This is a genomic window from Pseudomonas sp. Seg1 (assembly GCF_018326005.1).
Classification (GTDB): Bacteria; Pseudomonadota; Gammaproteobacteria; order Pseudomonadales; family Pseudomonadaceae; genus Aquipseudomonas.
Genome location: NZ_AP021903.1, coordinates 2111853 through 2131421, shown reverse-complemented (window position 1 = coordinate 2131421; position 19569 = coordinate 2111853). Strand labels below are relative to the sequence as shown.

12 protein-coding genes are annotated in these 19569 nt (G+C 60.7%); 9 read left to right on the top strand and 3 right to left on the bottom strand.

What is annotated here, in order from left to right:
• Nucleotides 1–56: 56 nt before the first annotated feature.
• The gene (gene dacB / locus KI231_RS09525) at nt 57–1517 is read left to right on the top strand and encodes a D-alanyl-D-alanine carboxypeptidase/D-alanyl-D-alanine endopeptidase (protein WP_213028073.1); all 1461 of its coding nucleotides are present in this window, start codon (nt 57–59) and stop codon (nt 1515–1517) included.
• Nucleotides 1518–1654: 137 nt separating this feature from the next.
• On the opposite strand, the gene KI231_RS09520 is transcribed toward dacB, so the two are convergent.
• Nucleotides 1655–4036, bottom strand: a complete 2382-nt coding sequence (locus KI231_RS09520) for a sensor domain-containing diguanylate cyclase (RefSeq protein WP_213028072.1) — start codon at nt 4034–4036, stop codon at nt 1655–1657.
• Nucleotides 4037–4181: 145 nt separating this feature from the next.
• A complete protein-coding gene (rlmKL, locus tag KI231_RS09515; RefSeq protein WP_166222320.1) occupies nt 4182–6452 on the bottom strand; it encodes a bifunctional 23S rRNA (guanine(2069)-N(7))-methyltransferase RlmK/23S rRNA (guanine(2445)-N(2))-methyltransferase RlmL in 2271 nt (756 codons plus the stop codon).
• 530 nt (nt 6453–6982) lie between these two features.
• Here rlmKL and rmf point away from each other — a divergent pair.
• The gene (gene rmf, locus KI231_RS09510) at nt 6983–7198 is read left to right on the top strand and encodes a ribosome modulation factor (RefSeq protein WP_003223300.1); all 216 of its coding nucleotides are present in this window, start codon (nt 6983–6985) and stop codon (nt 7196–7198) included.
• A gap of 284 nt (nt 7199–7482) precedes the next feature.
• On the opposite strand, the gene KI231_RS09505 is transcribed toward rmf, so the two are convergent.
• Entirely contained in the window at nt 7483–8502 is a 1020-nt protein-coding gene (locus KI231_RS09505) for a quinone-dependent dihydroorotate dehydrogenase (RefSeq protein ID WP_213028071.1), read from the bottom strand.
• Between the two features lie 223 nt (nt 8503–8725).
• Here KI231_RS09505 and KI231_RS09500 point away from each other — a divergent pair, with 223 nt between their 5' ends.
• The 7 genes from KI231_RS09500 to KI231_RS09470 all read left to right on the top strand — a co-directional run bounded on the left by KI231_RS09500 (nt 8726) and on the right by KI231_RS09470 (nt 19569).
• Nucleotides 8726–9937 carry a CmpA/NrtA family ABC transporter substrate-binding protein gene (locus tag KI231_RS09500; RefSeq protein WP_213028070.1) on the top strand — a complete coding sequence of 404 codons (1212 nt, stop codon included), beginning with the start codon at nt 8726–8728 and terminating at the stop codon, nt 9935–9937.
• 15 nt (nt 9938–9952) lie between these two features.
• Complete coding sequence (locus KI231_RS09495; RefSeq protein WP_007916390.1) at nt 9953–10528, top strand: ANTAR domain-containing response regulator; 576 nt, start codon at nt 9953–9955, stop codon at nt 10526–10528.
• A gap of 270 nt (nt 10529–10798) precedes the next feature.
• Nucleotides 10799–12010 (top strand): nitrate/nitrite transporter, encoded by a 1212-nt coding sequence (locus tag KI231_RS09490; RefSeq protein WP_213028069.1) that lies wholly within the window; start codon nt 10799–10801, stop codon nt 12008–12010.
• 7 nt (nt 12011–12017) lie between these two features.
• Nucleotides 12018–13676: a bifunctional protein-serine/threonine kinase/phosphatase gene (locus KI231_RS09485; RefSeq protein ID WP_213028068.1), complete on the top strand. Its 1659-nt coding sequence runs from the start codon at nt 12018–12020 to the stop codon at nt 13674–13676.
• Nucleotides 13677–14087: 411 nt separating this feature from the next.
• Entirely contained in the window at nt 14088–16541 is a 2454-nt protein-coding gene (nirB, locus tag KI231_RS09480) for a nitrite reductase large subunit NirB (RefSeq protein WP_213028067.1), read from the top strand.
• Nucleotides 16538–16855 carry a nitrite reductase small subunit NirD gene (nirD, locus tag KI231_RS09475; protein ID WP_213028066.1) on the top strand — a complete coding sequence of 106 codons (318 nt, stop codon included), beginning with the start codon at nt 16538–16540 and terminating at the stop codon, nt 16853–16855. The genes nirB and nirD overlap by 4 nt, the downstream gene beginning before the upstream one ends.
• A complete protein-coding gene (locus KI231_RS09470) occupies nt 16855–19569 on the top strand; it encodes a nitrate reductase (protein WP_213028065.1) in 2715 nt (904 codons plus the stop codon). Before nirD ends, KI231_RS09470 begins: the two co-directional genes overlap by 1 nt.

Below are 19569 nucleotides of genomic sequence, written 5' to 3'. Positions count from 1 at the left end.
GCTTTTTCATCCATGTCCTCGTTATTTTTCCCCTCTTTTGCAGGGTTTTATTTCTTATGATCAAATCGTTGCGTCCACTTTTTCTGGCCGGCCTTCTTCTCCCTCTGGCCCTGCCTGTCTCCGCTGCCACCATCAATACTTCTCTCACCCCCAACGTCGAAAAAGCCCTCAAGGCGAGCAAGCTGCAGCCGACTGCCCTGTCGCTGGTGATGGTGCCGCTGGATGGCCCGGGCACCGCGACCGTGTACAACGCCGACGTATCGGTCAACCCGGCCTCGACCATGAAACTGGTCACCACCTATGCGGCGCTGGAGATGCTCGGTCCCAACCATCAGTGGAAAACCGAGTTCTACACCGATGGCGACCTGAGCGGCGGCATCCTCAACGGCAACCTCTACCTCAAGGGTGGCGGCGATCCAAAGCTGAACATGGAAAAACTCTGGCTGCTGATGCGCGACCTGCGCGCCAACGGCGTGACCCAGATAACCGGTGATCTGGTGCTGGACCGCAGCTTCTTCGTGCAGCCGCAACTGCCGGAATTCAATGACGACGGCAACGACGAGAACAAGCCGTTCCTGGTCAAACCGGATTCGCTGCTGGTCAACCTCAAGGCTCTGCGTTTTGTCGCGCGTAACGACGGTGGTCGGGTGTTGATCTCGGTAGAACCGCCGATTGCCAACATCCGCATCGAAAACACCGTCAAGGCGTTGAACTCCAAACAATGCACCGGCGGCGTGCGCTACAACCCGGTGGCGCAAGCCGACGGCAGCATGACCGTCACCGTCGCCGGCCAGTTGGGCGATGGCTGCAGCTCACAGACTTACCTGTCGCTGCTTGATCACGCGACTTACACCGCCGGCGCCGTGCGGGCGATCTGGAAGGAACTGGGTGGCAGCATCCAGGGCAAGGATCGTCTCGCCTCGACGCCGAATAACGCCAAACTGCTGGCCCGCGCCTACTCGCCGGATCTGGCCGAGATCATCCGCGACATCAACAAATACAGTAACAACACCATGGCCCAGCAGCTGTTCCTGAGCCTCGGTCAGAAATTCCGCAACGATGCCGACGGTGACGACGCCAAGGCCGCGCAGCGAGTGGTACGTCAGTGGCTGGCACGCAAAGGCATTACCGCGCCGCATCTGGTGATGGAGAACGGCTCCGGCCTGTCCCGCGCCGAACGCGTCAGCGCCCGTGAGATGGCCAGCATGCTGCAAGCCGCCTGGCACAGCCCGTACGCCGCCGAATACATCAGCTCGCTGCCGATTGCCGGCACCGACGGCACCATGCGCAAACGCCTGAAGACCACCGCGATGCGCGGCGAAGCTCACGTCAAGACCGGCACCCTGAACACCGTGCGCGCGATCGCCGGCTTCAGCCGTGATGTGAATGGCAACACCTGGGCGGTGGTGGCGATCCTCAATGACAAGGCGCCGTTTGGGGCGTCGTCGGTGCTGGATCAGGTGCTGCTGGATCTGTATAAGCAGCCAAAACTGGCGCAGACAGCTTCGGTTCTGTAACGCGGTTCAAGCAACTCCACAAAACCCTGTGGGAGCTGGCTTGCCAGCGATAGCGCTATGTCAGTCACCGAAGATGCTGACTGAAATGACGCTATCGCTGGCAAGCCAGCTCCCACAGGTTTGTGGTGTATTGAATGTCAGCTCATCTGCTCAACCCGATCGCGCCCGCCCTGCTTGGCTGCGTACACGCCCGAGTCGGCGCGCAGCAGCAGCGAATCCGCGCCCTCCCCCGGTCGCCAACTGGCGATGCCGAAACTCGCAGTCACCACGCCGACCACATCCACCGGCGCACTGCGCAGCCCCTGCCACAACTCCACCGCGAGCATGTACGCGTGTTCGCCGTCGATGTCCGGGCACAGCACCATGAACTCTTCGCCGCCCAGACGACAAAACACATCGGTACGGCGCAGCCGATGGCCAATGCGCTCGCACACGGCTTGCAACACCCGGTCGCCCACGGCATGGCCGTACTGGTCGTTGATGCGTTTGAAGTGGTCGATGTCGAGCATGATCACCGACAACTCCCCGCCGCCACGCTCGACCCGGGCCATTTCCGTGGTCAGGCGCTCCTGAAAATAGCGGCGGTTGTGAATACCGGTCAGCGAATCAGTCACTGACAGCGCACGAAGTTCTTCCTCGACCCGCTTCAGATCGGAAATATCCGAAATATAGCCATGCCACAGCACACCGCCGCCGGGCAGCTCTTCCGGCGTCGCCTCACCACGCACCCAGCGCAGCCCGCGCTCGGGCAATTGCACGCGGTATTCCTCGCGCCACGGGCTGAGGTTGTCCGCCGAGGCGCGAATCGAGGTGCGCACGCGGGTGATGTCCTGTGGGTGGATGCGAGAAAAGATCGCCTCGGCGTCGAGCAGCAGCACGTCCGGCTCCAGCTCGTAGATCTCGCGGATGCCGTCGCTGGCGTAGATCACGCTGAAGCGCCCGTCGAATTCCATCTTGAACTGGTAGATGCCACCAGGCACGTGAGCACTGAGTTTCTTCAGCAGCACGTCCCGCGCCGCCAGGGCCTCGTGGACGCGCTTGCGCTCGGTGATGTCGATACAGATCGCCAGATGGCCGACCCACAGGCCCTGCTCATCGAGGACCGGAGTGGCGAGCATGTTCACTGGCAGGTGGCTGCCATCGCTGCGTACCAGCGTCCACTCGCGAGCCTCGTGACCGCCGACTTCACCGCCCTCGACCAGCATCGCGTGGCAGGTCGGGATGCTCTTGCCGTACCGCGCACTCAATTCCGTAGAACGTGCGCTCAACTCCCTTGGCAAGTGCAGGTTTTCCAGTGTCATGTGGCCGACGACGTCGGCACTGCTGTAGCCGAGCATCTGTTCGGCGCCGGGGTTGAAAGTATTGATCACCCCGCGCAAATCGGTGGCGATGATCGCGACTTGAGTCGCGGCATTCAGCACCCCGCGCAGTTGACCGTGGGTGCCGCGCAACTCCTGCTCACGCTCGTGCAGTTCCTGCGTGCGCAATTCGACCAGGCGCAAGGCGCGCTGGCGCTGGCTGACCAGCACATAGAGCAACGCGCTGAGCAGCAGACTCAGCAAGCCGCCAAGAATGATCACGCTGCCCACCGACGAGTGATTGGCCTGCATAAAGGCTTCGCTGGGCAGGATATCGACCTGATAGTCGTGATCGGCCATGCGCACCAGCCGCGTCGCCGCCAGATCACTGAGCGCCGGCTCGTTGGTGGATTCGAACAATACTTCATGCTGATCATTGGTCGACAGGTCAAGAATGCGCACGGACAAGTAGTCATGAAACGCATCCGGCAAGCCATCGGCCAGCAACTGACGCATGCTGATCACCGCCATCACGTAGCCGAACGACTGTTGCTGGCCAGCCCGCATCACTGGTGCAACCAATAGCACCCCGCGCGCGTAGGACGGCTCGATACTCACCAGATGCATCGGTTGCGACACCGCCAGACCACCAAGCTTGTCTGCACGCTGGAGGGTGTCCCGACGCAGCGGTTGCGCCAGCAAGTCATAGCCCAAAGGCGAGCCGAGGCGACTTTGCGTCTGGCTGAACAGCACGGGCACATATTCATCACGCATGCCGGCCAGTTGCAGCTCGCCCTGTGCATTGAGTTCACGAATGGTAAAGGTGCTCAGCCCTTCCTCTCGCACGCGCTGTTCAAAAGCGCCGCGCTCGGCAGCACTGACCCGCAAAGCAAACGAATAGGCCTGGGTACGCAGTAATAAAGGTTGGGTGTAGCCATCGAATTCGGCGCGGGACACCGATTCGGAGTTGGCGAAGAAGCGGCGCAAGCCGTCGAGGCGTTGCTCCTGATCCTGGAAGCGTTCTTCGATGCGGCTGTAACGCTCATTGGCCAGCAGTTGAAAGCGCTGACGCAATTGCTGCTCAAACTGATTGAAGGTGGCCCAGGCGAGCAGTCCCGTGAGAATCCCGCCGGCGAGCAATACCAGCATCGCGACCAGCCAGGCCGAGACTTCTTCGCTGATAAAACCCAGAATCTTCGGGCGCACGGGGTGCAACGACATAAGGGCAACTCACCACAGCAGCATTTCGGGGATACCCCCATTGGCCATGAGTGAGTTATAGCTATTAGCCATTAATTTGGCTAGCGCTGATCGGATCCAAGAGCCGTTAAAAATCAAGGCTCTGTGGATCCAACTTTGCCGAGTGTCAACGAGCCGTGATTTTCCAGGCGCGGTGGATCTTGGTGTTGCGCGCGAAATCCGGATCGATGGTCTGCGCGCTGATTTCCTCGACCGCATAACGCTCGGCGAGGTTTTCCTCCAACTGGAACTTGCGGAAGTTGTTGGAGAAGTACAGCACGCCACCCGGAGCCAGACGCGCCATGGCCAGGTCGATCAACTGCACCTGATCACGCTGCACGTCGAAGATGCCTTCCATGCGCTTGGAATTGGAGAAGGTCGGCGGATCGATGAAGATCAGGTCGTATTCGTCACGACTGCTCTCCAGCCACGCCATCACGTCGCCCTGCTCCAGACGGTTCTTGTCGGAGAAGCCGTTCAACGACAGGTTGCGGCGCGCCCAGTCGAGGTAGGTTTTCGACAGGTCGACGCTGGTGGTGCTGCGCGCGCCGCCCTTGGCTGCATGCACACTGGCCGTCGCGGTGTAGCAGAACAGATTGAGGAAGCGTTTGCCGGCGGCCTCTTTCTGAATACGCATGCGCATCGGCCGGTGATCGAGGAACAGACCGGTGTCGAGGTAATCGGTGAGGTTGACCAGCAACTTCACGCCGCCCTCGCTGACTTCATTGAACTTGCCTTGCGCGGCCTGACGCTCGTACTGCTTGGTGCCGCTCTGGCGCTCGCGGCGCTTGACCACTACGCGGCTCTTGTCGACGTTCAACGCCTGCGGAATCGCCGCCAGTGCGTCAAACATGCGCGCCGAGGCTTTTTCCGGGTCGATGGACTTCGGTGCGGCGTATTCCTGAACGTGCACCCAGTCGTGGTACAGATCGATCGCCATCGCATATTCCGGCATGTCGGCATCGTAGACGCGGTAGCAATCGATGCCTTCGCGCTTGACCCACTTGCCCATCGCCTTGAGATTCTTTTGCAGGCGATTGGCAAACATCTGCCCGCCTTCGCTCAAGCGCGGCTGCTCGATCACTGGCGCCGGGGCCGGCGTCGGTTTGATCGGGTTGCCGTTCTTGTTGAACTTGCGCTCTTGCGGCTCGTCCGGAGTCTGATCGTAAGCCGCTTGCTCACGCTCGGCCTGACGCTGCTCCGGGGTACGACGCTCGCCGGTGACGAACTGATCCGGCAGCACTTTGATCAACAGCAGCTTGCACGGCAACGCACCGTTCCAGAACGAATACTGTTTGTGGCTGCGGATGCCCATGCGCTTGCCCAGATCCGGCGCGCCGGTGAATACCGCCGCTTCCCAGTTCAGGCAGGCCTGACGCAGGCGCTCGCCGAGGTTCTGGTAGAGGTACAACAGGCTGGCTTCGTCACCCAGACGCTCGCCGTACGGTGGGTTGCAGATCACCAGACCTTTCTGGTTCTGGTCCGGGCGCGGCTCGAAGGTCGCGACTTCGCCCTGGTAGATCTTGATCCACTCGCTCAGACCGGCACGTTCAACGTTGTTGCGGCCCGGTTGAATCAGGCGCGGGTCGGCTTCGTAACCACGAATCCACAGCGGCGGCTTGGCCAGACCGGCAGCGGCGCGCTGGGAAGCCTCTTCGTGAAGTTTTTTCCACAGCGCCGGCACGTGACCGAGCCAAGCGGTGAAGCCCCACTGCTCGCGACGCAGGTTCGGCGCCATGTCGGCGGCGATCATGCCCGCTTCGACGAGGAACGTACCAACACCGCACATTGGGTCAGCCAGCGCGCCACCTTCGGCAGCAATGCGCGGCCAGCCGGAGCGGATCAGAATCGCTGCCGCGAGGTTTTCCTTCAGCGGCGCAGCGCCCTGCTGCAAGCGATAGCCACGCTGGTGCAGGCTGTGGCCGGAGAGGTCGAGGGAGAGAATCGCTTCGCCGCGATCCAGACGCAGGTGAATGCGCAGATCCGGATTGAGCTTGTCGATGCTTGGGCGATCGCCTTGCGGGGTGCGCAGCTTGTCGACGATGGCATCCTTGACCTTCAAGGCGCCGAAGTGGGTGTTGTCGATGCCCGAGCCATGACCACTGAATTCGACGGCCAGGGTGCCATCGCTGAGCATGTGATCCTGCCACTCGACGTCGAGCACGCCGTGGTACAGGTCTTCAGCGTCCTTCATCGGGAAACGCTTGAGCACCAGCAACACGCGGTTGGCCAGACGCGACCACAAGCACAGGCGATAAGCGGTTTCCATGGTTGCCATGCCACGCACGGCGGAAGTGTGCTCGCGGGCTTCTTCAAGGCCAAGCCCGACGGCTTCCTCGATGAGCAGGCCTTCAAGGCCTTTAGGGCAAGTGAGGAAGAGTTCGAAACGGTCGGACATGGTTTTTCCAGAGCCTTTGGCTAGTGAATCGGCAACGCATTGCCGATCCGGTTTTCAATCAGGCGCTTTTCTACAAGAACGCCCGCGTGGCACGAAGGTGTGCCGTCCCATCCCCGCTGCTCGGGTTAAAGGAGCTTAGATGCAAGGACAGAGAAAAAAGTTGGTGCAACAAAAAGTCTTAAAGCGACCCTTCGTCGAATATTACCTGAGTCTAAACGTGGGTCATTCTCACTAAAGAATTAAGCCCATCATCCAGTGCGGCGCCGATCATACCGGGGTTTGCTGAAAAAACATTCATGAAACCCACAGTTACTTATGGCTGTAGCACTATTTTCGTTACGTCCTTATGACAAAACGATCATTCCCTCGGTGTGACTCATTGGTTAGAACTGAACACAGGTTGACGTCCCAACGGCGTCAACGCCTTGGCTCGCCACGCCGGCAGCGAGCCGCCCACGGCAGAGTTTTTCTGCCAGACCTCGGTTGAGGTCAACGCGACACAAACAGTCAACAAGTGAGGGAAATACCCTATGAGAAGACTTAAGCGTGATCCGTTGGAAAGAGCATTTTTGCGCGGATATCAATATGGCGTTGGTGGCAAATCCCGTGAGCTTTGCCCATTTACTCTACCGTCGGTACGCCAAGCCTGGATCAACGGCTGGCGAGAAGGACGCGGCGACAACTGGGACGGTATGACCGGCACTGCGGGAATCCACAGACTCAACGAACTTCACGCCGTCGGCTGACACAGGGCATTTATTCCGACACGACAATCTGAATTTGTAACGCATTAACCACGCACGTCCTTCCCGGACGGCGGGCTACGGCCCAGGGGCTCCTTCGAGGAGCCCTTTTTTATGCCTGCTTATCCGCAAGGTGATCCTGTGGTGAGGGGATTTATCCCCGACCGGCTGCGCAGCAGTCGCAATCCTGAGCCCCTGATTTTACTGGCACATCGAGGTGAATGGTTTTGGGCTGCTTCGCAGCCATCGGGGATAAATCCCCTCGCCACAAAAGCCCTCGGCAAACCTCAACGCAGCGCGACGATAGCATCTACCGACTCACGAATCAGCGCCGGGCCTTTATAGATGAAGCCAGAGTAGATTTGCACCAGGCTGGCACCGGCAAGAATTTTCTCGGCCGCGTGCTTGCCTTCGGTGATGCCGCCCGCCGCGATGATCGGCAGACGACCACCCAGTTCACCCGCCAGCACCTTCACGGTATTCGTGCTCTTCTCACGCACTGGCGCGCCAGACAAACCGCCCGCCTCGTCGCCATGTTCCATTCCTTCAACACCGACACGGCTCAAGGTGGTGTTGGTAGCGATCACCGCGTCCATCCCGGTTTCGATCAGGGCCTGGGCGACTTGCGCGGTTTCTTCGTCAGTCATGTCCGGGGCAATCTTGATCGCCAGCGGCACATGCTTGCCGTGACGCAGCGCCAGTTCGACGCGACGGGTGGCCAGGTCTGCCAGCAATTGTTTTAGCGAATCACCGAACTGCAGACTGCGCAGCCCCGGGGTGTTCGGCGAGCTGACGTTGACCGTGATGTAACTGGCGTGGGCGTAGACCTTGTCCAGGCAGATCAGGTAATCGTCCACTGCGCGCTCGACCGGGGTATCGAAGTTCTTGCCGATGTTGATACCCAGCACGCCTTGGTATTTCGCCGCAGCCACCCGTGCCAGCAGGTTATCCACACCGAGGTTGTTGAAGCCCATGCGGTTGATGATCGCCTCGGCTTCCGGCAGGCGGAAGATCCGTGGTTTCGGGTTGCCTGGCTGCGGACGCGGGGTCACGGTGCCGATTTCGACAAAACCGAAACCCAGCTGCGCGAAGCCATCGATGGCGGCGCCGTTCTTGTCCAGACCGGCCGCCAGCCCCACCGGGTTGGGAAATTCCAGCCCCATCACGGTCACCGGCATTTTTGCCGGGGCCTTGCACAGCAAGCCGTTTAAGCCCAAACGCCCACCCGCGCCGATCAGATCCAGCGACAGATCGTGGGAGGTTTCCGGGGAAAGTTTGAACAACAGCTGACGGGCCAGGGTGTACATGGGCGGCAATGACTCGGGCGGCGAAAAGAGGCGGCGATTATAGCCGGGCATCGACCTGCGGCGCGAGGCGCACGCACAAATCGCAGGCACTGGCATATGCCTTGCACTCTCCTGGCTATCAGCGCGCGGGCCAACGAAGGCAGGCGCGCAAGGACAATGGCGTCGTCTTCGGGTTTTGCCTGCGCAAAGTCTGTGGCGGCGCTTTTTTTCGAGGTGGCGTTGTATGAATGAACCTTCGGTAGGGCCGCTGGCCTGGGTCAATGGCAGCGATGCCCCGGAAAAAACCGCGATCAACCTGGGCTTCATGGCCCTGAGCGATTGCGCCTCGGTCGTCGTCGCGGCCACACAGGGCTTTGCCCAGCCTTACGGGCTGACCCTGAACCTCAAACGCCAGACCTCCTGGGCCGGTTTGCGCGACAAACTGGTCAGCGGCGAACTGGATGCCGCCCACAGCCTATACGGCCTGATCTACGCGGTGCACCTGGGCATTGGCGGCGTGGCGTCGACCGACATGGCGGTATTGATGGGCCTTAACCAGAATGGTCAAAGCCTCAACCTCTCCCACGGCCTGCAAAATCTCGGCGTGACCAGCCCTGAAGCGCTCGACGGGCACGTGCACCAAAGCCGCGCAAAACTCACCTTCGCGCAGACCTTTCCCACCGGCACCCATGCCATGTGGCTTTATTACTGGCTGGCGAGTCAGGGCATTCATCCGCTACAGGATGTCGATAGCGTGGTGGTGCCGCCGCCGCAAATGGTCGCGCACCTGCAAGCCGGGCGCATCGACGGCTTTTGCGTCGGCGAACCGTGGGCCGCCAGCGCGGTGCAGCAGGATCTCGGTTTCACCTTGGCCACCAGCCAGACCATCTGGCCCGATCACCCGGAAAAAGTCCTTGGTTGCACCCGCGAATTTATCGAGCAATACCCGAACACGGCGCGGGCGCTGGTGATGGCGATCCTCGAAGCCAGCCGTTTCATCGACGACAGTCCGGAAAATCGCCGCAGCACCGCGCAGTTGCTCAGTGCGCCGGAATATCTGGACGCGCCGATGTCCTGCATCGAACCGCGTTTTCTTGGTGATTACGCCGATGGCCTCGGCAACCGCTGGCAGGATCCGCACGCGCTGCGCTTCCATGGTAACGGCGAGGTAAATCTGCCGTATCTGTCGGACGGTATGTGGTTCATGACCCAGTTCCGCCGCTGGGGTTTGCTGCGTGAGGATCCGGACTACCTTGCCGTCGCCCGTCAGGTTCAGCAGCTGGATATCTACCGCGACGCGGCAACCGCTGTCGGCGTCGCCGCGTGGGGCACCGACATGCGCAGCAGCCAGTTGCTCGACGGCAAAGTCTGGGACGGCAGCGACCCGGCCGGATACGCACGCAGTTTCAAGCTGCACGCCTTGAGCGACGACGCTCCCCTGCTCGCTCGCCGCTGAAAGGAGCCCACGAACATGTTGCGCATTCTGCTGATCAACGACACGGCGAAAAAAGTCGGACGTCTGAAAGCCGCGCTGACCGAGGCCGGTTTCGAGGTAATCGACGAGTCAGGTCTGACCATTGATTTGCCGGCACGCGTCGAAACAGTGCGCCCGGACGTGATCCTGATCGATACCGAGTCACCGAGCCGCGATGTCATGGAGCAAGTGGTACTGGTCAGTCGCGACCAGCCACGGCCGATCGTGATGTTTACCGACGAACATGACCCGGGGGTGATGAGGCAGGCGATCAAATCCGGGGTCAGTGCCTACATCGTCGAGGGGATCCACGCACAACGCCTGCAGCCGATTCTCGATGTGGCGATGGCGCGTTTCGAGAGCGATCAGGCCTTGCGCGCACAGCTTCAGGCCCGTGACCAGCAACTGGCCGAGCGCAAGCGTATTGAGCTGGCTAAAGGGCTGCTGATGAAGATGAAGGATTGTAATGAGGAAGAGGCCTACACCCTGATGCGCCGCCAGGCGATGAGCCGACAGCAGAAGCTGATTCAGGTGGCGGAGCAGATCATTGCCATGAGTGAGTTGCTGGGCTAGCCCCCTCCTACCGATCGTTCCCACGCTTTGCGTGGGAACGATCAGGATAGAGATGGCACAAATCTCGCTATGTAAAACGCACAGGTAACCAACGGCGGTTGCCCCACCCACGACAAAGACGTCGCTCACCCGCTCGCCCCACCCGGCGAATCAGGTAGCGGCGTTTTTGCGTTTTGGCCCCACAGACCGGGGCCGGTGGTGCGGCCGTGGCGGCGCCCCACTTGCTGTTGCATGACTCCTTTCGAGACTCCTTTTCAGCTGAGGTGCGCGATGAATTCAAGCTTCTGGAAATCCGGCCACGCCCCGACCCTGTTCGCGGCCTTCCTCTATTTCGACCTGAGCTTCATGGTCTGGTACCTGCTCGGCCCCTTGGCGGTGCAGATCGCCGCCGACCTGCACTTGACCACCCAACAACGCGGCCTCGTCGTCGCCACGCCGATCCTTGCCGGTGCGCTGCTGCGCTTTGTGATGGGCATGCTCGCCGATCGTCTGTCGCCGAAAACTGCCGGCCTGATCGGCCAGGTCATCGTAATCTGCGCACTGTTCGGTGCGTGGAAACTCGGCATTCACAGTTATGAACAGGCGCTGATACTCGGTCTGTTTCTTGGCATGGCCGGTGCGTCATTCGCCGTCGCCCTGCCGCTGGCGTCGCAATGGTATCCGCCGCAGCACCAGGGCAAAGCCATGGGCATCGCCGGTGCGGGCAACTCCGGCACCGTGTTCGCCGCGCTGCTCGCCCCGGTGCTCGCGGCTGCGTTCGGCTGGAGCAACGTCTTCGGCTTCGCTCTGATCCCGCTGATCCTGACGCTGCTGTTGTTTGCCTGGCTGGCGAAAAACGCCCCCGCACGCCCGAAAGCCAAAGCCATGGCGGACTACTTCAAAGCGCTGGGTGACCGTGACAGTTGGTGGTTCATGTTTTTCTACAGCGTCACCTTCGGTGGCTTCATCGGCCTGGCCAGCGCCCTGCCCGGCTACTTCAACGATCAGTACGGTTTGAGCCCGGTGACCGCCGGTTACTACACCGCTGCCTGCGTGTTCGGCGGCAGTTTGATGCGACCGCTGGGTGGCGCACTGGCTGACCGTTTCGGCGGTATCCGCACGCTGCTGGCGATGTACACCGTCGCCGCCGTCTGCATCGCTGCCGTGGGTTTCAATCTGCCAAGTTCCTACGCAGCACTCGCGCTTTTCGTCTGCACCATGCTCGGTCTGGGGGCAGGCAACGGCGCGGTTTTCCAACTGGTGCCGCAGCGTTTTCGTCTGGAGATCGGCGTGATGACCGGACTGATCGGCATGGCCGGCGGCATCGGCGGTTTCGCGTTGGCGGCCGGCATGGGCGCGATCAAACAAAGCACCGGCAGCTATCAATTGGCCTTGTGGTTGTTCGCCAGCCTCGGTGTGCTGGCGTGGTTTGGCCTGCACGGCGTCAAGCGTCGCTGGAGAACCACTTGGGGTTCGGCAGCGGTAACGGCAGCGCGGGTCTGACGCATCGATGGCCCTGCAGCTGAGTTTTGCCGAAGCCAGCGCCACCGGCCCGCGTGCGGAGAATCAGGACGCCTTGCGCCTGGTCACACCCGCTCCGGCGCTGGCGGTGAGCAAAGGCTATCTGTTCGCCATTGCCGACGGTGTCAGCCAGTGCGCCGATGGCGGACTGGCTGCGCGTTCGACGTTGCAGGCCCTGGCGCTCGACTATTACGCCACGCCGCAAACCTGGAGCGTGGCGCAGGCGCTGGATCGGCTGCTGCTCGCGCAAAATCGCTGGTTGCAGGCCAATGGCGGTGGGCAGCCGTTGCTGACCACGGTCAGTGCCTTGGTCATGCGTGGTCGGCGCTTTACCCTTGCCCACGTAGGCGATTGCCGGGTTTATCGCTGGCACGCCGACAGCTTGCAGCGTATCTCTGAAGATCACGTTTGGGATCAGCCAGGCATGCAGCATGTGCTCAAGCGCGCGCTGGGGCTGGATCAGCACCTGGTGCTGGATTTTCTCGACGGCGAACTGCGTGGCGGCGAGAGCTTTGTGCTGCTCAGTGACGGTGTCTGGTCGACCTTGGGCGATACCGCCATTGCGGCGATCCTGCGTGACCAGCCGGATCTGGCCAGCGCTGCACAAACGCTGGTCAACGCGGCGCATCTGGCGGGGAGTCAGGACAATGCCAGTGCCTTGCTGGTGCGGGTCGATGGTGTCGGCGAGTCGAATATTGGCGATGCGTTGATTCATTTGCAGCAATGGCCACTGCCGCCGCCGTTGAAACCGGGGCAATCGTTCGAAGGCTGGCAAGTGCAAGGCATCGTCGCTCAGAGCCAGCAATCGCTGCTCTATCGGGTGCTTGATGGTCAAGGCCAGACCTGGCTACTGAAGACCCTGCCCACGCGTTCGGCTGACGATTCCTACGCCGCGCAAGCGTTGCTGTCAGAGGAATGGTTCCTCAAACGTGTGGCCGGGCGGCATTTCCCTGAAGTCCATGCGTGCAGCCAGCGTCAGCATTTGTACTACGTGATGCGCGAATATTCCGGGACGACGCTGGCGCAACTCGGGCATCTATCCTTGGCTCAATGGCGAGACATAGCCGAACGCTTGCTACGTGCAGTCGGGCTACTGCACCGGCGGCAGATTCTGCATCGCGACATCAAACCGGAAAACCTGCATTGGGGCGACGACGGTGAACTGCGCTTGCTGGATTTTGGCTTGGCGTATTGCCCGGGCCTGTCCGAAGACGCGGCGTCGACGCTGCCGGGTACGCCAAGTTATATCGCCCCGGAAGCGTTTCGCGGTGATCCGCCGAGTGCGCAGCAGGATTTGTACGCTGTGGGTGTGAGCCTGTATTTCTTGTTGACCGGGCACTTTCCCTATGGCGAGATCGAAGCCTTTCAACGGCCGCGTTTTGGTGTCCCGGTGAGTGCCAGTCGCTATCGGCCTGATGTGCCGGAATGGCTGGCACAGAGTCTGGAGCGCGGGGTGGCGGCGGATCCGCAGCAACGGTTTGAAACGGCTGAGGAGTGGTTGTTGGTGCTGGAACAGGGGGAGCGGCGGAGTTTGAGTGTGCGGCCCAGACCTTTATTGGAGCGTGAGCCAATGAAGGTTTGGCGGACGATGGCGTTGCTGGCATTGCTCGGGAATCTGGTGCTGCTGGTGTTGTTGTTTCACAGCTGAACCGAGGCGCGGCCATCGCGAGCAGGCTCACTCCTACAATTTGAAATGCATTCTCCTGTAGGAGTGAGCCTGCTCGCGATGACGTAAGCCCAATCACCACAAATCCCCCTGCCTGAACGCCCCAAGAACGAGCAACCCGCTTCGATACAGTGCAAAAAACCACCCGCAATAACCGACCCGCCCCAATGAACCGGGCACTGCTCCACTTGGCACAACCACTGCATTAGCCCTTTCAACACACACATAAAGCCCAACCTTCAACGACGAAGGCTGCGCTTCCCGAGAGAACGGGACCAGGACAAAGGCGTCCTCGCTAGGCAACTAGCGGGACGCCTTTTTTGTTTGCGCAAAATTTCTCGAGCAAGGCCTGACTGCCCACAAGAGGCTAGCCGCAGCTCCCCGGAGAACCTGATGAAAAAACTCAAACTGGTGATGATCGGAAATGGCATGGCCGGGGTTCGCACCCTGGAAGAACTGCTCAAACTGAGCAATGAGCTGTACGACATCACCGTCTTCGGCGCCGAACCGCACACCAACTACAACCGCATCCTGCTGTCACCGGTGCTGGCCGGTGAGCAGACCTTCGAAGAGATCGTGCTCAACGATCTGGATTGGTACCTGGAAAACAACATCAAGTTGCTGCTCAACCGCAAGGTTGTGCAGATCGACCGGGTCAAGCGCCGGGTGATTGCTGAGGACGGCACTGAAGCCGAATACGATCGCCTGCTGATCGCCACCGGCTCGACGCCGTTTATTCTGCCGATCCCAGGCAACACCTTGCAGGGCGTGATCGGCTACCGCGACATCGCCGACACCCAAACGATGATCGACACCGCGAAAACTCACAAACACGCGGTGGTCATTGGCGGCGGCCTGCTCGGCCTCGAAGCCGCCAACGGTCTGATGCTGCGCGGCATGCACGTGACCGTCGTGCACATCGGCGAATGGCTGCTGGAACGGCAACTGGACAAAACCAGTGGCCAACTGCTGCAAACCGCCCTCGAATCCCGTGGTTTGCACTTCCGTCTGAGCGAGCAGACTCAAGCCCTGCATGACGCCGGCAATGGCCGCGTCGGCTCGGTGCAGTTCAAGAATGGCGACATCATTCCTGCCGATCTGGTGGTGATGGCCGCAGGTATCCGCCCCAACACCGAACTCGCGGAAAAGGCCGGCATCCCGTGCAACCGAGGGATTCTGGTCAACGACACCCTGCAGACCTACGACCCACGCATCTATGCCATCGGCGAGTGCGCCAGCCATCGTGGTATCGCCTACGGTTTGGTCGCGCCGCTGTTCGAACAGGCCAAAGTCTGCGCCAACCACCTCGCACAATTGGGTTTCGCCCGTTATCAGGGCTCGGTGACGTCGACCAAATTGAAAGTTACCGGCATCGACCTGTTTTCCGCCGGTGACTTCATGGGTGGCGAAGGCACGGAAACCATCACCCTCTCCGACCCGATTGGCGGCGTGTACAAAAAACTGGTGATCAAGGATGACGTGCTCGTCGGCGCCTGTCTGTACGGCGATACGGCAGATGGCGGTTGGTATTTCCGGCAGATTCGTGAGAATCACGCCATTGGCGAGATCCGCGATCACCTGATGTTTGGCGAAAATGCTCTAGGCGACGTAGGACATCAGGGCCAGGACAAAGCCATGGTCATGGCCGACACCGCCGAAGTCTGCGGCTGCAACGGTGTGTGCAAAGGCACCATCGTCAAAGCCATTCAGGAACACGGCCTGTTCAGCGTCGATGAGGTGAAGAAACACACCAAGGCTGCCAGTTCCTGCGGCTCCTGCGCCGGGCTGGTCGAACAGATCCTGATCAACACCGTCGGTGGCGCAGCCGACGTCAAACCGAAAAGCGAAAAAGCCATCTGCGGGTGCAGCGACCTCAATCACGGCCAGATTCGTCAGGCCATTCGCGAGCAGCATCTGCTGACCATCGCCGGCACCATGAGCTACCTCAACTGGCGCACCCCGAACGGCTGCGCAACGTGCCGCCCGGCCCTCAACTATTACCTGATTTCCACCTGGCCCGGCGAAGCCAGGGACGACCCGCAATCACGCCTGATCAACGAGCGCGCCCACGCCAACATCCAGAAGGACGGCACCTACTCGGTGGTGCCACGCATGTGGGGCGGCGTGACCAACCCTTCGGAGCTGCGGCGGATTGCCGACGTTGCCGACAAGTACAACGTGCCAATGGTCAAGGTCACCGGTGGTCAGCGCATCGACTTGCTCGGCATCAAGAAGCAGGATCTGCCGGGCGTGTGGAAAGATCTCGACATGCCCTCCGGCCACGCCTACGGCAAATCCATTCGCACGGTGAAAACCTGCGTCGGCAGCGAGTTCTGCCGCTTCGGCACGCAGAATTCGACACAACTGGGCATCGAACTGGAACACGATCTGTTCAACATGTGGTCGCCGCACAAAGTGAAACTGGCTGTCTCCGGATGTCCACGCAACTGCTCGGAAGCGGGGATCAAGGACGTAGGCATTATCGGCGTCGACTCCGGTTGGGAGATGTACATCGGTGGCAACGGCGGGATCAAAACCGAAGTCGCCGAGTTCTTCGTCAAGTTGAAAACCGCCGAAGAAGTCCGCGAATACAACGGCGCGTTCCTGCAGCTTTATCGCGAAGAAGCCTTCTACCTCGAACGCACCGTGCACTACCTGCAACGGGTCGGCATGGAGCACATCAAGAAAGCTGTGCTGGAAGACCCCGAGCGCCGCAAGGCGCTGAACGAACGCCTGCAATTCTCCCTGTCGTTCGAACAGGATCCGTGGAAAGAGCGGCTCGCGCAGCCACTACTGAAGAAAGAATTCGACGTCATCCCCGTGAAAAACCTGGAGGTGCTGGCATGAACTGGCTCGATGTCTGTGCCCTCGAAGAGATCAACGCCCTCGGCTCGCGGATCATCGCCGGGCCCAAAGGTGACATCGCGATTTTTCGTACAAGCGATGATGAGGTTTTCGCCCTCGACGACCGCTGCCCGCACAAAGGTGGGCCGTTATCCCAAGGTTTGATCTACGGTAAACGCGTCGCCTGCCCACTGCATAACTGGCAGATCGACTTGCAATCCGGCGAAGCGCAGGCGCCGGACATCGGTTGCGCTCACCACCACCCGGCGCGAGTCGAGAATGGTCGCGTGCAATTGGCCCTGCGGGACGCCCTCTGATGAGCCGCCAGACGACCGCTTCGACCTGCTGTTATTGCGGGGTTGGCTGCGGCGTGCTGATCGAGCATGACGGCGAGCGCATCCTCGGCGTCAGAGGCGATCCGACGCATCCGGCCAACTTTGGCAAACTCTGCAGCAAAGGCTCGACCCTGCACCTGACCGGTGATCTTGCGGCGCGGGCGCTGCACCCGGAACTGCGCTTGGGTAAAAGTCTGGCCCGCAGTCGTACGGATTGGGACACCGCGCTGGAGCACGCCGCTAACGTGTTCGCCCAGACCATCACTGAGCACGGCCCGGACAGTGTGGCGTTTTACATCTCCGGACAACTGCTGACCGAGGATTACTACGCCTTCAATAAACTGGCGCGGGCGCTGGTCGGCACCAACAACATCGACAGCAATTCCCGGCTGTGCATGTCTTCAGCGGTGGTCGGCTACAAACGCAGCCTCGGCGCGGATGCACCGCCGTGCAGCTATGAAGATCTGGACCTCAGTGATTGCGTGATGATTGTCGGCAGTAACATGGCCTACGCCCATCCGGTACTTTTCCGTCGGCTGGAAGAGGCGAAATCCCGCCGACCGCAGATGAAAGTCATCGTCATTGATCCGCGGCGCACCGACACCTGTGACCTCGCGGATCTGCACCTGGCGATTCTGCCCGGCACCGATGTCGCGTTGTTCCATGGGATTTTGCATCTGCTGTTGTGGGAAGACTGGATCGACCGCGACTTCATCCAGGCCCACACCGAAGGCCTCGCCGAGTTGAAGAATCTGGTGCGCGATTACGCCCCGCAGATGGTTTCGCAACTGTGCGGGATCAGTGTCGAGCAATTGCAGCAGTGCGCTGAATGGGTGGGTACTTCGCCGAGTTTCCTGTCGCTGTGGTGCATGGGTTTGAATCAGTCCACGGCTGGCAGCGCGAAGAACAGCGCTTTGATCAATCTGCATCTGGCCACCGGGCAAATTGGACGCCCGGGCGCCGGACCTTTCTCCCTCACCGGTCAGCCGAATGCCATGGGCGGACGCGAAACCGGCAGCCTGTCGAATCTGTTGCCGGGGCATCGTGAAGCAGCCAACCCGCAGCATCGTGCCGAAGTGGCGTCTTATTGGGGTGTCGATCATCTGCCGGAAAGCCCCGGCCTCAGCGCCATCGAACTGTTCGAACAGGTGCGAAGCGGCAAGATCAAGGCGCTGTGGATTGCCTGTACCAACCCTGCGCAATCGATGCCGGATCAACAGTCAGTGCGAGCGGCACTTGAGGCCTGCCCGTTTGTGGTTCTGCAAGAAGCCTTTCGCACCACAGAAACCGCTGCGTTCGCTGATCTGCTGTTGCCGGCTGCAAGCTGGGGCGAAAAGGACGGCTCGGTGACCAATTCCGAGCGGCGGATTTCCCACGTCCGCAAGGCCGTAGTCGCACCAGGTGACGCACGGCCGGACTGGGCGATCACGGTGGATTTCGCACAACGGCTGGAGAAACGTCTGCGCCCCGGTGAGTCGTCTCTGTTTACGTTCACCCGACCTGCGCAATTGTTCGATGAATTCAAAGAGCTCACACGTGGCCGTGATCTGGATTTGTCCGGGATCAGTCATGCGTTGATCGACGAGATTGGACCGCAACAGTGGCCCTTCCCCACCGGTGCCCGTGAAGGAACAGCGCGGTTGTATAGCGACGGTATTTTCCCCACAGCCAATGGTCGCGCGCAGTTCATTGCCGATCCTTACCGCGCCGCCAGGGAACAACGTGATGCGCGCTTTCCGTTGACCCTGATCACCGGCCGTCTGCGCGATCAATGGCATGGTATGAGCCGCACCGGCACGGCGGCGCAACTGTTCGGCCATGTCAGCGAAGCGGTGTTGAGCTTGCATCCGGATGAGTTGCGCCGGCAGCGTTTGCAGCCGGGTGATCTGGTCAATCTTAAAAGTCGTCGCGGCGCGGTAATTGTTGCGGTCGGCAGCGATGACAGCGTGCGTCCGGGCCAGGCGTTTCTGCCGATGCACTGGGGCGACCGCTTTCTCAAAGGCGGCGTGAACAGCCTGACCCTGCCGGCCTTTGATCCGCTGTCGAAACAACCGGAACTGAAACACAGCGGCGTACGCCTTGAACCGGTGAATTTGCCTTGGCAACTGTTCGCACTGATCGAGGGCAATGTTCAACGCCATTTCGAGACGCTGAGACCGCTCTGCGAGGTATTTTCTTACGTCAGTTTCAGCCTTGTCGGACGTCAACGATCGGCATTGCTGATCCGCGCAGCCAGCCCCGAGGCGCCGGATGCGTCGTTACTCGCTGAAATCGACCGATGCCTGACATTGATCGAGGGGCCGGTATTGGCCTACGACGACCCGCGTCGGGCCATCGGTAAACGGGTGCGCATCGAAAACGGTCGGATCACTGCGATTCGACTGGCCGGTGAAACCCTCGCTCAGCATTGGCTGCAAAGCCTGTGGCTGGAAGGTCGCGCCGACCAGCAACTGCGGCGCTGGCTGCTGGCGCCGATGAGTGCGCCACCGGCCAGCGCCGGGGCGCTGGTCACTGCGGATAAAACCCTGTGCAGCTGCAAAAACGTCAGCCTCAATGCGGTCAGCGCCGGCATTCGCCAAGGCCTGGATCTGCAAGGTTTGAAAAACACGCTGGGCTGCGGCACGCAATGCGGCTCTTGTGTCCCGGAAATAAAGCGCTTGCTGGCTGCCGACGTGCAACCAGTCGCCGTCATCTGA

Bases quoted from the DNA above. Each gene is read 5' to 3' on its own strand.
- dacB (WP_213028073.1), top strand. From the start codon at position 57: ATGATCAAATCGTTGCGTCCACTTTTTCTGGCCGGCCTTCTTCTCCCT.
- KI231_RS09500 (WP_213028070.1), top strand. From the start codon at position 8,726: ATGAATGAACCTTCGGTAGGGCCGCTGGCCTGGGTCAATGGCAGCGAT.
- rmf (WP_003223300.1), top strand. From the start codon at position 6,983: ATGAGAAGACTTAAGCGTGATCCGTTGGAAAGAGCATTTTTGCGCGGA.
- KI231_RS09490 (WP_213028069.1), top strand. From the start codon at position 10,799: ATGAATTCAAGCTTCTGGAAATCCGGCCACGCCCCGACCCTGTTCGCG.
- KI231_RS09470 (WP_213028065.1), top strand. From the start codon at position 16,855: ATGAGCCGCCAGACGACCGCTTCGACCTGCTGTTATTGCGGGGTTGGC.
- KI231_RS09505 (WP_213028071.1), bottom strand. From the start codon at position 8,502: ATGTACACCCTGGCCCGTCAGCTGTTGTTCAAACTTTCCCCGGAAACC.
- KI231_RS09520 (WP_213028072.1), bottom strand. From the start codon at position 4,036: ATGTCGTTGCACCCCGTGCGCCCGAAGATTCTGGGTTTTATCAGCGAA.
- nirD (WP_213028066.1), top strand. From the start codon at position 16,538: ATGAACTGGCTCGATGTCTGTGCCCTCGAAGAGATCAACGCCCTCGGC.
- nirB (WP_213028067.1), top strand. From the start codon at position 14,088: ATGAAAAAACTCAAACTGGTGATGATCGGAAATGGCATGGCCGGGGTT.
- KI231_RS09495 (WP_007916390.1), top strand. From the start codon at position 9,953: ATGTTGCGCATTCTGCTGATCAACGACACGGCGAAAAAAGTCGGACGT.
- rlmKL (WP_166222320.1), bottom strand. From the start codon at position 6,452: ATGTCCGACCGTTTCGAACTCTTCCTCACTTGCCCTAAAGGCCTTGAA.
- KI231_RS09485 (WP_213028068.1), top strand. From the start codon at position 12,018: ATGGCCCTGCAGCTGAGTTTTGCCGAAGCCAGCGCCACCGGCCCGCGT.